Here is a 14,341-nt window from a genome sequence, read left to right as displayed (position 1 = left end):
GACGCGCGGGATCAACCGTTGCGCGCCAGCCACTCTTCGAGGTGCGCCTGCGCCTCCTGCCTGGCGGCGTCCAGGGCGGCGGGGGGCGCCGGCTCGTCCTGCCATGCCGACAGGGTTCGCCGCATCCCGCAGACGAATCGCTCGCCCTCCGGGCTGAGCCGGCCGCTGTCCAGCAACGTGCTGGTCACCGCGAACGTGGATTCCCGCCAGTGGGCGAACTCGATGTGCGGCCGCAGATCCGTCTCATGCGCCCGTTGCCGCCGCCAGAAGCCGGCCACGCCGAGATAGGCGTACGCGCCCTGGAGCAGGCCGGAAAGGGGACGCGGGTCGGGCCGCCACGGCGCGTAGTATCGGCTGTCGTCCGGCTCCACCAACCGCACGACGTCCATGGTCGCGCCAAGTTTGACGTGCTGGATCTCATGGGCGAAAGTCGAGGCCAGCCACCGCCCGTCAAGGGGCGTGGACAGGGCGATCGCGCCGAACCTGTCGGCTGCCGAGGCGCTGTTCATACCCTGCCGTGGGCGCTGGATAGGTGTCAGCACGGGGACGATCGCCAGGATTTCGTCCGCGATCGACCAGTGATGTTCCCTCAGCATCCGCCAGGCCGCGTCCAGGCAACTGCGCCATTGCCCCAGCTCCGTCACGGACAGCCTTCCCTCGATCACGGTCTCGCTGGTCCACCGGAAAGGATCGAGATCGTCCACCATGAGGGTGAGGCTCGCGTCAGCCGTGGCAAGCCGGCGGAGCGGACGCCAGCCGGGATGTTCCTCCGTGCCGACGCGAACCCGCACACCAGCGGCCTCCACGACCCCGTCGCCACGAACGCGCAGGTCGATAAGGTCTCCGGCAACCGACCCGGTGGGGAGAACGAGCTGACCGAGCGACGGCAGCGTGATGACGCCGTCCAGCACCGGCACCTTGGTCGTGCACGGTAGGCCCGCTTTGATCGCTGCGACGGCCGCGACAGCTCCGAGTTGCGCCGGACTGCACGACTCGCCGCTCGGGAGAGCAACCACAGTGTGCCCTGCCCAGGCTCCGACCGCCGGGTAGTCGAGCGTGTCGCGAACGGCTTCCGGCCGCTTCTTCTCGATCTCGGCGAGCAGGTCGAAGGCACGATCCGTGGCCGTGGAGTGCACGTGCCCAGCGTTAACGGCCATCTGCACCACACCCAGGACGAGCAGCCGGTGCTTGCTCCGCTCCGCCACGGCGAGATGGCGTGCGGCCTCCGCTCCGCCACCACCGGCGGCGAGCCGGGCCATCACGTCGTCGGGCAGCCGGTGCGGGCGTAGGCGCATGGAGATCCCTTCATGAAGAGGCACGACGGAGGTCCTCCACGAGGCGGGACCGGATGTGGCCGATCAGCCGGTAGAGGTCGGAGCAGTAGACGGACGGATTGAGAAACCCGGTGCCCGGCCGATAACGGTGCGGATAGAGGCCGGCCCCGCACACCCTGCCGAAGGGGCACTGCTTGCAGGTGTCGCTCAGCGCCTCCCACCCCAGTTGCCTGGCGACCATGCCGGGGTGCCGCAGTGCGGTGTCGAAAGCATGGTCGACGATGTTCAGCCCGGTGGCCGGGGCGCCATGCGCCACCGTCTTCAGCGAGTCGGTCTGCTCGATCGTGCCATCGGTCTCGATCACCACCAACGTGGACGGTGTCAGGCCCACGGCCTCGGTCGCCGAGGTACCGCCCAACAGCAGATTGATGATCTCCTGAAAGAGGCGCACGACCGTTTCCCCACTGCGTCCGTACCAATGGTCGAATACCGGTATCAACCAGTCGGCATAGAGCGTTTTCCTCGGGTCCGGAGGACGACCCGGCGGCGGCGATCCCCAGGTGCCGTGCGGAAGAAGAAAATCCAGCACCGGCGGCTGGAATTCCATCAACGCCTCATAGGTTTCCACCGGTTCGTTGGCCAGATCTATGGTGCATAGCAGCCCACCGTACAGATGCTGGAACGGTGGACTCAGCAGCAGGAAGAGCGCGTCGGAGACGGCGGCGAAGCTGCTACGGCCATTGGAGAAGCGCCGATTGCGGTCGTTGGCCCGGCGACCACCGTCGAGGCTCACTCCCACCTGCACATCCAGGTCGCGGAAACAGAGGAGGGTGTCCTCGTCAAGGAGGACCGCGTTCGTCTGCACGGATACATCGACCCGCAGTTTCTGGCCCGCCTCGGCGCGTACCGTCTCCACGACCTTCCGGAGAAAGGCAGGCCCGGCCAGCAGAGGCTCGCCACCGTGAAGTATCAGCCGGACAGAACTCAGGCCATGCCTGGTGGCGTGCTCGACGATGCGCCCAGCGGCGGTGATGATCAGATTGGAATCCATGATCTTCGGCCGTGAGCGCCAACTCTGGTCGGCGAGGGTATAGACGTAGCAGTAATCGCACGCGAGATTGCACCGGCTGTGCACTTTGAGAAGAAATTGCTGGAAAGGGCGGGGCTGCCACCCGCTTTCAAGCATTTCAACGATGTTGAGAGTGGCTGGCCACTCTCGCCCCGGATCTTCCTTCTGAGCAGCCAATATGGAACACCCCGCACCCACGAAACCATCGAGTGATTAACGATAACCGAGGGTGGCACGGCCGTGAAGGGGCGCATTTTACCATACCGACCGACATGTCCTCTTTGGCCCCGCCATCCAAGCCACGCCTATCGGATGGCCGGACATGCGAAGCACCAACACGTACAGCGTGAGTCGAACAACGCCCTGCGCCCTCGCCTCAGAGCAGGCGTCTTTGGACGGCGTCGGCGATGACGGCGGTTACGACCTTGGCCACCTCCTGCTCCGGCGGGGGAACCTCGCGGCCTGCGAACAGCATGTGTCCGGCGCCGATCAGGGACAGTGCCAGTGCGTCCACGTCGGCGTCCGCCGCGATGCGGCCCAGTTCGCACTCCTCCATCAGGTACGCGGCGAGCATGGACGCGGCGTCCGTCAGGACCGGGATACCGGGGCCGGGCCGGGTTCGGCGTAGGCGGGTGCGTAGTTCGTCGCGGAAGATGACGAGACCGACGATCGACACGGCGACCGGGTCGAACAGGTCGGCGAGCGCCCTGGTCAGGTTGTGGGCTATGTCGCCGGTTCCGGCTGAGCTGCGGAGGTCCTGGGACTCCAGTCGGGCGATGCGGGACTGGACGAGGTCGGCGAGGAAGGCGTCGAAGTCCTCGAAGTGCCGGTGCAGGACGCCTTTGGCCACGCCTGCCTCCTCGGTGACCGCGCGGCTGGTCAGGCCGTTCGCGCCGGCACGGAGCAGGACGCGCTCGGCGGCGTCGAACAACTGCTGGCGCACGTCCCGAAGGGCCACTCCGGTCGGCATCGGCCGTTCCTCCTTCACGCGATTTCACACGATTTCACGCTGATTCACGCTATTTCACACGACTTCGCTCAGCGCGAACCGTCGCTCCGTTGTGGAGTGGGCGTGTGCCCATTATGGTGGGCGCATGCCCACTATAGCTTCAGAGCCTCCGCGGAACGAACCCCACAAGGCCCGGCAGATGGCCCAGTCCTTCGGGGGTGACGCCGAACGCTACGACCGGGCGCGGCCCGGCTATCCCGACGCACTGGTACGACGCGTTGTCTCGGCCAGCCCCGGTCCCGATCTCGTCGACGTCGGCTGTGGCACCGGGATAGAAGCCCGCCAGTTCATGGCGGCCGGGTGCACCGTGCTGGGTGTCGAGCCGGACGCGCGGATGGCCGAGTACGCCCGCCGTACCGGAGTCGAGGTTGAGATCGCGACGTTCGAGGAGTGGGACGCGGGCGGCCGGACCTTCGACGCGGTCGTCGCCGGGCAGTCCTGGCACTGGGTGGACCCGGTCGCGGGCCCGGCCAAGGCGGTGCGAGTGCTGCGGCCGGGCGGGCTGCTGGCGGTGTTCGCGCATGCGTACGACCCGCCGGCCACGGTCGCGGAGGCGTACGTCAGCGCCTTCCGGAGGGTGGCGCCGGGCTCGCCGCTCAGCGCGGGACCGCCGAGACCGGCGCGGGAGCTCTACCAGACGATGTTCGCCATGTTCGCCGACGGCATCAGGAAGACGGCCGGGTTCGGCGAGCCGGAGCTGTGGCGGTTCGACTGGGATCGGCACTACAGCCGCGGCGAATGGCTCGACCTGCTGCCCACCACCGGAACGCTCACCCAGCTCCCACCGGACCAACTGGCCGAGGTGCTGGCGGACGTCGGGAGGGCCATCGACGCCATCGGCGGCGGGTTCACCCTGGAGTGCACCACGATGGCGGTCACCGCGTCACCGGCGGGTCAGAGGTGATCGCCCTTCGGATTCGATGAACCAAGGGCCGCAACGTCATCACTCGGACGGCACCCATATCCAGTTTCCGCTCGCTATATTGAATATATGGAGCGTAAAATCTACCCCTTGACGGCGGGTGTGGCCGGTCTCGGGTTCGCCGCCCTGATCCTGTCCGGCAACGCCTTCCTGGCCCCCGCGGGCATCCCCCTTCCCGGTGCCGACCTCGCCCAGGTCAGCGCGTTCTTCTCCAGCCAGAAACAGCTCATCGGCCTCACCTCCGCGATGGCCCCCCTCACCTGGGCCGCGGCGACCGTGTTCGGCGCGGGCGCGCTCATGGCCCTGTGGCGGTCGGCCTCCGAGTACGGCAGGGCCTGGTCCCTGGTCGGGCTGGCCGGAATCCTGATGCAGAACCTCACGTTCACCGGCGTCCTGGCCACCCGGCTCGCCCTCTCCTCGACCGCGCCCGAACACCAGCAGGCCGTCTCCGCGCTCTGGACCCTGAACGAGGGGCTGTTCTTCTTCAACGGCACCTTCCTGGCGATCGCCCTGGTCGGCCTGTCCGCCGCGGGCCGGGCCGCCGGGGCGATCCCCCGCTGGCATGCCTGGATGGGCTACCTCGCCGCCGCACTCCAGTTCGGCTCGGCCACGCTCAGCCCGCTGGTGATCGACGACCCGCAGCGTGTCGGCCTCCTCGGGCTCGTCGGCTGGCTGCTCTGGGCGGCCTGGCTCGTCGTCTACGGCGTCGTGCTGATCCGCCTGCCGCGGCCCGCCGTCACGTGAGCACCGCGACGAGAGGGGCCGTACTCGCGACCGTCTGCCTGGCCTTCTTCATGACGATGCTGGACACCACCATCGTCAACATCGCGATCCCCGACCTGAGGACCGGTCTCGGCGCCTCGCTGGACCAGGCGTTATGGGTGCTCAACGGCTACACGCTGGCCTTCGCCGTACTGCTGCTGACCTTCGGGAGGCTGGGCGACCGTCATGGGCACCGTGCGGTGTTCCTGGCCGGTCTGGCGGTCTTCACCGTCGCCTCGGGTCTGTGCGGCCTGGCGCAGGATCCCGCACAGCTCATCGCGGTACGCGTGCTGCAGGGGGCCGGAGCCGCGCTGTTGATGCCGCAGACATTGTCGATCATCGTGACCACGTTCCCGCCCGACCGGCGCGGTACGGCCTTCGGCGTCTGGAGCGGCGTCGCGGGGCTGGCCACGATCGCCGGTCCCGCCGTGGGCGGTGTGCTGGTCGACGTGCTGACCTGGCGGGCGGTGTTCCTCATCAACCTGCCGCTCGGGGTGCTCGCCTTCGTGGCCGCCCGCTTCGTCCTCCCGCACGGGGGCGCCGCCACCAGGGTGGCGCTCGATCCGGTCGGGGTGCTGCTGTCGTCGGCGGGGCTGTTCGTGCTGGTGTTCGCGCTTGTGGGAGGTGAGCCCCATCTGACCGTTCTCGGCGGTCTGCTGCTCGGCGCCTTCCTGGCCCACCAGCATTCGGCGCAAGCCCGTACACCCCTGCTGCCCTTCCGGCTCTTCCGCGACCGCAACTTCGCGCTGATGAACGCCGTGCTCATGGCGGCGCTCTTCGCCACGGTCGGACTGCTGATCACCTACACCCTCTACCTGCAGTCGGTGCTCGGGCTCACACCCACGCAGGCGGGGCTGATGCTGGCGCCGCCGTCGCTGGCGACCCTGGTCATCTCGCCGCTCGCGGGCAGGCTCGCCGACCGGGTGCCCCCGCGGCTGATCTTCGGGGTCGGGCTGTCCGTCTTCGCGGCGGGTTTCGTCCTGCTGGCGCTGTTCAGCGACGGGCGTACGGACGCTGTCGCGCTCCTGCCCGGGATGCTTCTGTGCGGGGTGGGCGCCGGCGCGGTGTTCGCGCCCGCCAACGCCCTGGCCATGCGGAAGGTCCCGCCGGAGCTCACCGGCGCGGCGTCCGGGGTCGTGAGCACCCTGCGGCAGGTCGGCACCGTGCTCGGCGCGAGCGTCGTCGGCGCGATCCTGCAGACCGGCAAGGACCTGGTCCATGCCATGCCCACCGCCCTGTACACGGTGGCCGCCTTGCTCCTGGCCACGGCCGTGGCCGCCTTCTTGTGGACGCGTACCTGAAAGGAAGGGAAATGACCATGCGCATCTTGGTAGCGCTCTGCCTGATCGCCGGACCGGTGAGTCCGGCCTCGGCGGACCGCGGGTTTCCGAAGTTCGTTACGTTGCCCGCCGACCAGGCCAACCATCCGTCGTGGCCGATCGAGTGGTGGTATGTGGTCGGGCACGTCCAGGCGGGCGATCGGCGCTTCGGCTACGAGGTCACCATCAACCGGTCGAGCGCCGGACCGGAGGTGCACGCGGCCATCACCGACGAGAAGAACGGCGAACACCACTTCACGGTCGAACGCTTCCCGCCGGATCAGGTGAGCTTCTCCGACTCCGAACTCGACGTGCGTACGCCCCAGGCGTCCCTGACCGGCCCGATGGAGGCGATGACCCTCAAGGCCACCCTCCCCGACGGCCGGATCGAACTCGTCCTGCGGCACTCGGGTCCCGCTCTGTATCCGGGCGGGACCGGGCTGATCCCGTTCGCCGGAGGCCAGAGCTACTACTATTCGCTGCCCCGCCTGGAGACCACAGGACGCCTCACCGTCAAGGGAGCCACCCACGCGGTACGCGGCGAATCCTGGCTGGACCGGCAATGGGGCTCCTGGAAGTGGTCCAGGATCAAACGCTGGAGCTGGATGGCCGTGCACCTCGGCAACGGCGACCGCCTCAACGTCTGGGACCTGGTCGGCACCGGTGACGAGCAGGCGTACGCCACGATCCAGCACCGCGACGGACACCAGACGATCGCGCCCATGATCCCCCTCGCGAAGAACGCCACACGACACTGGCGCAGCCCCGTCACCGGACAGAACTACCCCACCCGGTGGAAGGTGAAGATCCCCGCCCTGCGGGCCGACCTCACGGTACGCTCCCTCGTCACCGACCAGGAACTGGACATCCGCTACCCCGGCCAGCCCTCCGGACTGTACGAGGCGGACTCCGCCGTCACCGGCAGCTACGCCGGGCGAAAGGTGACCGGAAAGGCCTACGTCGAACTGTACGGCGACTGGTCCGCCCGCCAGCCTTAGGTATCCGCAGGATTTCGCGACATTTACTCGCGGGATTCGCCGTCATACGCTGATGCGGCGCGTTCGTCCCCGATATCGAAAGGACGATCATGTCGTTGCCACGGCGGACCCGGACCTGGATCTGGGCGGGCAGAATCGTCTTCCTGATCGGCGTCATCGGACTCGTCTCCCATCTCGCCTCGGTCGGGCTCGAAAAGGCCGACAGCCTGGGCAGTGTCGTCGGCGCCCTGGCGGCCCTGGGCGCTCTTGTCGCGCCCTACCTGCTGCCCGCCGGCCCGGCGAAGCCCGAGCCAGAAGGCCCGGAACCACAGATCCGCCGCGGCATCGATCTACGCCACGCTCAGGGCGTTCAGATCAGCGAATCCGGCAACAACGTGATGCACAACAACTTCTGGTCATGACAAGAGCCGACGGCGGGCATCCGGACGACGACGATGACTATCCGCCGATAGACGCGAGGCACGGCCGCGGGTTCATGTTCCACTGGGGCGTGGGCGACAACAACCTGATCAACCACAACTATGCAGCACCCACGTCAGAAGAGGACCTCCGCAGGCTGCGGTTCCGTAATCTGAAGGAGGCCTATTGCCGATTTCAGAGGTTGGAAGAGGAGCGGCAGGCCGATCTCCTGTCCTCGTACGAGCGCGCGGGCGAACTCGCCAATCTGCTCTGCGAGAAGTCCGGCGTCGATTGGTGCGTCCAGGTTCTCTACAAGGTGCCGGGCGCGTCGTTGGTCAGGCTGATCGGGGAACTCACCCCAGCCAACCGCAACGCCGTGAGCGAACGGCTGGCCGTGCAATTGGCTCGGGATCCAGGCGATGCCAAGTTATGGCTCCGTGAGTTCGCGCAGGCGCATCCCGTAGGCGCTGCCTGGCTGCTGGCTCGCATCGCGAGGCTCGATTTCGCGCCACCGGAACGCCGCGTCCAGCGGGCGGTGTGGCTCCTGCCTGACCACGAGTTCGTGCTGAAACTGCCGGACGATGTCGCCGCGCGCCTGTTGATAACGCTGCTGTTCCCCTACGCAAACTCGCCCTCTGTGCCCACCCAAGCCGCCGAGCTACTGGAGAAGCTGATCTCGTCGGACGTGGAGCAGACGGCCCGGGTGACGGCCGCCATGAACGCGGCCGCACCGGTCGCGGCCTGCGTCCGCCGCCTCAGACTTGAATCGGGCGCGCTTCTGCTCGGCGAACTGGCCGTGCTCGCGCCGGAGACCTACGAGACGGTGCTCCTACGCGAACTTCCCAAGCCCATGGCCACCGCGCTTCAGGGAAAGATCGCCTCCGGCAAGCGGCTGGGTCCGGTCTTCAATCAGCGCTGGACGAGCGGCTGGCCCTGGATCGACGCGACACTGGCGGTGCTGAGCTACCTGGGCTCGGCGGCTGACCGGCGCTCGTCCAAGACCAGTTCGCTCAAGGCTGAGGCACGCCATTCACAGGAGGTGTGGCGCGCGGCACGCTCGACCGTGAAGAACGCGAACCACTACCGGATCCAGCGCAACCAACTCGCCGTCGCCGCCGTCGCACTCCTGATCGCCCTCGTGCTCGCGCTCGTCCTCGCCTAGGCGGGTGCCCGTCTGCGCAGCTCAGGCTGGGTGTCGACTACTCTGGCAGGGCGAGGGGAGTACTTCCCAAGTGCCGACTCGGTCAGTACGGACGCGACAGGGCGTTCCCGGGCGGACGCCCGCACGGCGTGGGTGAAGGAGACCTCGAACGGTCGAACACGTTCGAGGAGGCTGGATGCCCACCGCGTCAACCTTTGCCATGTCCGATCTCGAAACGATCGGCTCGCCGACGCTCTGGACCGTCACCATCGTGGGGCTGCTCGTCCTGCTGGCGACGGACTTCCTGCTGACGCGCCGCCCGCACGAGGTGCGCATGCGGGAGGCGGTCGGGTGGTCGGTGTTCTACCTGGCGCTGCCCGCGGCGTTCGGCCTGTACCTGTGGCAGGCGTTCGGGGGCGGCGTGGCGGTGGAGTTCTTCACCGGGTACGTGGTGGAGAAGTCGCTGTCGGTGGACAACCTGTTCGTGTTCATGCTGCTGCTGGCCGCCTTCGCGGTTCCGGCCGCGCTCGCGCAGCGTGTGCTGCTGTACGGGATCGTAGGGGCCCTGGTGCTCCGGGCGATCTTCATCGCCCTCGGCGCGGCCGTACTGCAGAGTGGCACGTGGGCGTTCCTGCTGTTCGGCGCGGTCCTCATCGTGACCGCCGCCAAGATCCTCAAGGACGCGCTCGGCGATCAGGAGCAGCACGTCGACATCTCCTCCATGCGCAGCATCCGGCTGGTGCGGCGGTTCATGCCGGTTACCGATGACTACCGGGGGTCGCGCCTGGTGGTGACGGAGGGCGGGCGTCGCGCGCTGACCCCGCTCGCCCTGGCCATGGTCGCGATCTTCGCCACCGACATCGTCTTCGCCATCGACTCCGTCCCCGCCGTCTACGGCGTCACCGAGGACCCCTTCCTCGTCTTGGCCACCAACGCCTTCGCGCTGCTCGGGCTGCGCGCGCTCTACTTCGTCCTGCAGGGCGTCCTGGCCAAGCTGCGCCACCTCAACCACGGCCTCGCGATCATCCTGGCCTTCATCGGGGTCAAGCTGGTGCTGCACTGGGCGCACGGCATCTGGGCGTGGGTGCCCGAGATCCCGACGCCGATGTCGCTGGGCGTCATCATCGTGGTCCTGCTCACCGTCACCCTCACCAGCCTGCGCGCCAACCAGCGTGACAGCGCGTCAGCAGGTCGGCCGGGCGGGCACGCGGACGGATGACGGGCTGAACTCGAGGCGGAGCGTGTCGCTCTGGGGCAGCAGCAGGGCGACGCCGTCCGCGCGGGTCCAATCCGCCGGGACCAGCAGGTACTGCTCGCCGGACCGCAGCACGAGCTTCAGGCCGTCGTAACGGAACCGGTAGGCGGTGTCAGGGTCCTCGCAGCGGGAGCGCTTGATGCCGGGCACGTGCCGCAGGCTCAGGCCGTGGGCGCTGTAGAGGACCACATCGGGCGCTTTCGAGAGCTGGGCGACGAACTCGCGGGCCCGGGAACGGCCGACCGCGGCGGAGTAGTCGTTGGCCGCCCAGAAAAGGCTCATGCCGACCAGGACCAGGATCACCGCCAGTTCCAGGAGGGCGACCCAGTGGGGGCGGGTGATCCCGGTCAGGCGGGGCGCGTACACGAGAAGCAGCACCCCGGCGGCCAGGCTCAGCGGCGCGATCGCCAGCCCCCTGTTGAGGACGGTCTCGCCGAAGATGCGCGAGACCCCGTTGAGGAACAGCAGCAACCCCGCGACGAGCATCAGCGGGACCAGCACCCTGGGTGCGGGGGTGACGCGGACGCGCAGCCGGGTCCGCGCCCACCGCACGACGAGTACGGCCAGCCCCGCGCAGGCCGCCGTGACCAGCGGCACGAACAGGCCGTCCACGCTGAGGAACACGTAGTCCCGGGTGGTCAGGCCCAGCAGGGACGAATCGACGCCGAGGTAGTCGTAGAACCAGTACGCGCGCGACCAGCCGAAGTAGAAGAAGATCGCGGTGAGCACGGTGGCGGGAGCCACGACCGCCCCGAGGATCTTGAACAGCGGAGAGTCGGGCACAAGCCAGGCCGAGGCGGTTGAACCGGCTCGTGAGGAGCCCTCCGTCACGGACTGATCTCCGGCTCCTCGGGCGATTCCGGGGCAGAGGACTCCTCGACCGTCGGCGTGGGGGTAGAGGTCTCCGGCGTCGGGCAGGGCTCCCTGCCGGTGATGATCACGATGGTGGAGCCCTGCCTAACCTTGCTCTTCGGCGGCGGATCCGACCACAAGTACTGGCAGACCGAGCGTCCCGGCCTGTCGTGCGCCTCGATGCGCAGCTTGACGCACAGGTCGTGTCGAGGACACTGCCGCCGGATCTCGGCCTTGATCCGCCTCAACATCGTGTTGAGCGGCCTGCCCTCGTCCTCGCCCTTCGCGGGCACCTCGATCGGCGCCCCGTACGCCTCCGCGTCGCCGCCCCCGCCGGTCGGCGCCCCGGGCGCCTCGGCCTCCTCCTCGCTGGTGGGATTCGCGCGCTGACCGGGCGGCTCGGCTTCCCTCCCGAGCGGGCTGCCACACCCGACCAGACTCAGGCAGATCAGGAGCAACAGCACGTACCTGCTCATGGGCTCCAGCCCCGGGATCCAGGCGCCGCCGACGCTCCGGTCGCCCACCGCGAGCCCTTCGGTCATCATGATCCCTCCAGCCGCTAGGTGTGGGGTCTTCCCCCGACTCCGTCGCGGACAATCGGCCCGCCCGAAAAGCCGGTCCGGCAGGTCCGCCGACTCCGCCTCGATGGACGCCCGATGATGCTGCCCCCATGGCACCGCAGTGGGGAGAAATCGGCGTAGCCGTACCGCCGAGGAGGAGAAATGCCTGAACTGCCGAAATCACCGGGCGTCTACATCGAGACAGTGGACTCCGGTTCCCGGCCGATCGAGGGCGTGGGTACGGCGGTCGCCGCGTTCGTCGGGTTCGCGAGCAAGGGACCGAGCGAGCCCACCCTGGTGACGAGCTGGAGCCAGTACGCCGGCGTGTTCGGCGAGTCCTTCGCGGGCGGCCTGCTGGCCCACGCGGTCTACGGGTTCTTCCTCAACGGCGGCAGCGCCTGCTACGTGGTCCGCATCGGCGGCGACGGCGCCGCCCCGCAGCCGGCGCCGCAGGCGATGCTCGGCTCCTCCTTCCGGATCGTCGCGAAGGAACTGCCCGAGAAGGAGCAGGACGACATCAGCGTCGAGGTGTCCAAGCTGCCCCCGGAGGACGACGAGCAGCCGGAGGAGGAGCGGTTCACGATCACGGTCCGGCGGGAGGGCAAGGTCGAGGAGACCTTCGACTTCCCCGCGAAGTCCGGCAAGGGCACGCTGCCCACGGCCGTCCGGCAGTCGAAGCTGATCAGGATCGAGGAGGTCGGCCAGGAACTGGCCAAGCTGGAGGCGACGTCGGTGGCCTTGAAGGCGCCGCCCCCGCCGCCGGTGCTTCCCGCCAAGGTGAGCCCGGAGGTGTACATCGGGAGCGAGGACGAGCGCACCGGCTTCCGCGGCCTCGCGGCGGTCGACGCGGTCACGATGATCGCGATACCGGACCTGATGGGCGCGCTGGAGCGCGAGGCCATCACTCCGGAAGGCGTGAAGAGCGTGCAGAACGAGCTCAACGCCCACTGCGCCCTCATGAAGGACAGGATGGCGATCCTCGACGCGCCGCCGGGGCTGTCCGCGCAAGGACTCCTGAGCTGGAAGAACGACCTCGGCCTCGACAGCATGTGGGCCACGCTCTACCACCCGTGGATCAAGGTCTTCGACCCGGAGACGAAGGTGCGGCGCATCCCGCCGAGCGGCCACATCGCCGGGGTCTGGGCGCGCAGCGACGCGACCCGCGGGGTGCACAAGGCGCCGGCCAACGAGGTGATCCACGGCGCGATCGCGCTGGAGTCGCAGCTCACCCGCGAAGAGCAGGACCTGATCAACCCGACCGGCGTCAACTGCATCAGGGTCATGCCCGGCCGGGGAATCCGCGTGTGGGGCGCGCGCACGCTGGCCGCCACCGACAAGCAGTGGCAGTACCTGAACGTCCGGCGCCTGTTCAACTACCTGCAGGAGTCGATCCTGAACGGCACCCAGTGGGTGGTCTTCGAACCCAACGACGACGCGCTGTGGGCCAGGATCCGGCGTACCATCGCCGCGTTCCTCGTCATGGAGTGGCGCAGGGGCGCGCTGTTCGGGCTCACCCCCGACGAGGCCTTCTACGTCAAGTGCGATCGCGAGACCAACCCCGCGGAGAGCATCGACAAGGGCCTGGTCGTCTGCGAGATCGGGGTCGCACCCGTGAAACCGGCCGAGTTCGTCGTCTTCAGGCTGGCCCAGATGGCGAGCGGCACCAGCCTCGTCAGCGAATAGCACAGGAGAGCGCAGATGGCACTTCCCGACCTCGACACCGCGGTCGCCCACTCCTTCGGCCTGGAGGTGGACGGCATCGTCATCAAACAGATCAGCGAGGTGGCCGGGCTCAAGATGGAGCAGGACGTCATCGAGCTGCGCCAGAACACCGCCGACGGCAAGTACGTCGTCAAGAAGCTGCCCGGCCGCGTCAAGGCCGGAGAGGTGACGCTGGTCCGCGGCCTGACCGCGGACAACAGCTTCGAGAAGTGGGCCAAGGAGGCGCAGTTCGGCCGCATGTCCAACGCCAGGAAAGGCGGCGCGATCATCGTCTACGACTTCGAGAACAACCCGATCAAGCGCTACAAGCTCGTCAACGCCTGGCCGAAGAGCCTGGAGATCAGCGCCATGAAGGCGGGCGACACCAACGTGCTCACCGAGACCCTCGTCGTCACCTACGAGCAGATGGAGGTCGAGTGAGCATGTGGCGTTCCACGGCCGTGGCCGAGCCGCCCCTGCGCACCGAGTTCCCCTTCGAGCTTCCGCGCGGCTACCTCGACCCGTCCGGCGCCCTGCACCGCGACGGCGTCATGCGCCTCGCCACCGCGCGCGACGAGCTCATCCCGCTGCGCGACGACCGGGTCAGGGAGAACGCCGCCTACCTCACCGTCGTGCTCCTCGGCCGGGTGGTCACCCGGCTGGGCGGCATCACCGACGTGCACCCGGGGATCATCGAGAACCTCTTCGCCGCCGACCTGGCGTTTTTGCAGGACCTCTACCGCCGGGTCAACAGCGAGGGGCATGCGCGGGCGGACGTGGGCTGCCCGTCGTGCGGGCACGGGTTCAGCGTCGACCTCTCGGGCAGCCGCCTGGGGGAATCGTGACCCACGCGCCGGAACGTCTCTATGGGGAGATCGCCTACGTCGCGTACCACTTCCACTGGCCGCTCGACGACATCCTGGACCTGGAGCACGCCGACCGCCGGCGCTTCGTGTCCGAGATCGCCGCTCTGGGCGTTTCGCGATGAGATGGCCCTGGCGTGTCGCCCGCCGTACGCGTCCTCCCGCGCCGGTCCTGCGCGCCGACTGGCGGCAGTTGCCTCCCATCGTCGTCTCCGTC

Annotated in this window: 16 protein-coding genes; 11 read left to right on the top strand and 5 right to left on the bottom strand. The window is 68.4% G+C overall.

The annotated features are described in order from the left end of the window. Positions 1-11 precede the first annotated feature (11 nt). From ACIBEJ_RS24655 to ACIBEJ_RS24645, 3 genes are all read right to left on the bottom strand, one after another. On the bottom strand, positions 12-1,295 hold the full coding sequence (locus ACIBEJ_RS24655; RefSeq protein ID WP_397185141.1) for an HEXXH motif domain-containing protein: 1,284 nt from the start codon (positions 1,293-1,295) through the stop codon (positions 12-14). A gap of 10 nt (positions 1,296-1,305) precedes the next feature. Further along, positions 1,306-2,520 carry an FxsB family cyclophane-forming radical SAM/SPASM peptide maturase gene (locus ACIBEJ_RS24650; protein WP_397185140.1) on the bottom strand — a complete coding sequence of 405 codons (1,215 nt, stop codon included), beginning with the start codon at positions 2,518-2,520 and terminating at the stop codon, positions 1,306-1,308. Between the two features lie 199 nt (positions 2,521-2,719). Next, a complete protein-coding gene (locus tag ACIBEJ_RS24645; protein ID WP_397185139.1) occupies positions 2,720-3,313 on the bottom strand; it encodes a TetR/AcrR family transcriptional regulator in 594 nt (197 codons plus the stop codon). A gap of 178 nt (positions 3,314-3,491) precedes the next feature. Here ACIBEJ_RS24645 and ACIBEJ_RS24640 point away from each other — a divergent pair, with 178 nt between their 5' ends. From ACIBEJ_RS24640 to ACIBEJ_RS24610, 7 genes are all read left to right on the top strand, one after another. After that, positions 3,492-4,256 carry a class I SAM-dependent methyltransferase gene (locus ACIBEJ_RS24640; RefSeq protein ID WP_397185138.1) on the top strand — a complete coding sequence of 255 codons (765 nt, stop codon included), beginning with the start codon at positions 3,492-3,494 and terminating at the stop codon, positions 4,254-4,256. Between the two features lie 87 nt (positions 4,257-4,343). After that, the gene (locus ACIBEJ_RS24635; RefSeq protein WP_397185137.1) at positions 4,344-5,018 is read left to right on the top strand and encodes a hypothetical protein; all 675 of its coding nucleotides are present in this window, start codon (positions 4,344-4,346) and stop codon (positions 5,016-5,018) included. Continuing rightward, the gene (locus tag ACIBEJ_RS24630; protein ID WP_397185136.1) at positions 5,015-6,337 is read left to right on the top strand and encodes an MFS transporter; all 1,323 of its coding nucleotides are present in this window, start codon (positions 5,015-5,017) and stop codon (positions 6,335-6,337) included. Before ACIBEJ_RS24635 ends, ACIBEJ_RS24630 begins: the two co-directional genes overlap by 4 nt. A 17-nt stretch (positions 6,338-6,354) precedes the next feature. After that, positions 6,355-7,353 (top strand): lipocalin-like domain-containing protein, encoded by a 999-nt coding sequence (locus ACIBEJ_RS24625; RefSeq protein WP_397185135.1) that lies wholly within the window; start codon positions 6,355-6,357, stop codon positions 7,351-7,353. Positions 7,354-7,442: 89 nt separating this feature from the next. Continuing rightward, entirely contained in the window at positions 7,443-7,754 is a 312-nt protein-coding gene (locus ACIBEJ_RS24620) for a hypothetical protein (RefSeq protein ID WP_397185134.1), read from the top strand. After that, entirely contained in the window at positions 7,751-8,914 is a 1,164-nt protein-coding gene (locus tag ACIBEJ_RS24615) for a hypothetical protein (RefSeq protein ID WP_397185133.1), read from the top strand. Before ACIBEJ_RS24620 ends, ACIBEJ_RS24615 begins: the two co-directional genes overlap by 4 nt. Before the next feature lie 199 nt (positions 8,915-9,113). After that, positions 9,114-10,112, top strand: coding sequence for a TerC/Alx family metal homeostasis membrane protein (locus ACIBEJ_RS24610; RefSeq protein ID WP_397185132.1), 999 nt, complete (start codon positions 9,114-9,116; stop codon positions 10,110-10,112). Here the strand turns inward: ACIBEJ_RS24610 and ACIBEJ_RS24605 are convergent. Together ACIBEJ_RS24605 and ACIBEJ_RS24600 are read right to left on the bottom strand one after the other, a co-directional pair. Continuing rightward, complete coding sequence (locus tag ACIBEJ_RS24605; RefSeq protein WP_397185131.1) at positions 10,077-10,931, bottom strand: hypothetical protein; 855 nt, start codon at positions 10,929-10,931, stop codon at positions 10,077-10,079. The genes ACIBEJ_RS24610 and ACIBEJ_RS24605 overlap by 36 nt on opposite strands. A 44-nt stretch (positions 10,932-10,975) precedes the next feature. Continuing rightward, positions 10,976-11,545 carry a hypothetical protein gene (locus ACIBEJ_RS24600; protein WP_397185130.1) on the bottom strand — a complete coding sequence of 190 codons (570 nt, stop codon included), beginning with the start codon at positions 11,543-11,545 and terminating at the stop codon, positions 10,976-10,978. Positions 11,546-11,722: 177 nt separating this feature from the next. Between ACIBEJ_RS24600 and ACIBEJ_RS24595 the strand changes: the two genes are divergently transcribed. From ACIBEJ_RS24595 to ACIBEJ_RS24580, 4 genes are read left to right on the top strand one after another with little or no spacing between them, the layout of a single operon-like run. Beyond that, positions 11,723-13,243 carry a phage tail sheath family protein gene (locus ACIBEJ_RS24595; protein ID WP_397185129.1) on the top strand — a complete coding sequence of 507 codons (1,521 nt, stop codon included), beginning with the start codon at positions 11,723-11,725 and terminating at the stop codon, positions 13,241-13,243. A 15-nt stretch (positions 13,244-13,258) separates the two neighbouring features. Next, entirely contained in the window at positions 13,259-13,702 is a 444-nt protein-coding gene (locus ACIBEJ_RS24590) for a phage tail protein (protein ID WP_397185128.1), read from the top strand. Beyond that, entirely contained in the window at positions 13,699-14,106 is a 408-nt protein-coding gene (locus ACIBEJ_RS24585; RefSeq protein ID WP_397185127.1) for a hypothetical protein, read from the top strand. The genes ACIBEJ_RS24590 and ACIBEJ_RS24585 overlap by 4 nt, the downstream gene beginning before the upstream one ends. After that, positions 14,103-14,249 carry a DUF6760 family protein gene (locus ACIBEJ_RS24580; protein ID WP_397185126.1) on the top strand — a complete coding sequence of 49 codons (147 nt, stop codon included), beginning with the start codon at positions 14,103-14,105 and terminating at the stop codon, positions 14,247-14,249. The genes ACIBEJ_RS24585 and ACIBEJ_RS24580 overlap by 4 nt, the downstream gene beginning before the upstream one ends. The last annotated feature ends 92 nt before the right edge of the window (positions 14,250-14,341 follow it).

This window comes from Nonomuraea sp. NPDC050790 (genome assembly GCF_044456745.1).
In the GTDB taxonomy this organism is placed as follows: Bacteria; Actinomycetota; Actinomycetes; order Streptosporangiales; family Streptosporangiaceae; genus Nonomuraea.
This window is presented reverse-complemented; position numbering and strand designations above follow the sequence as displayed.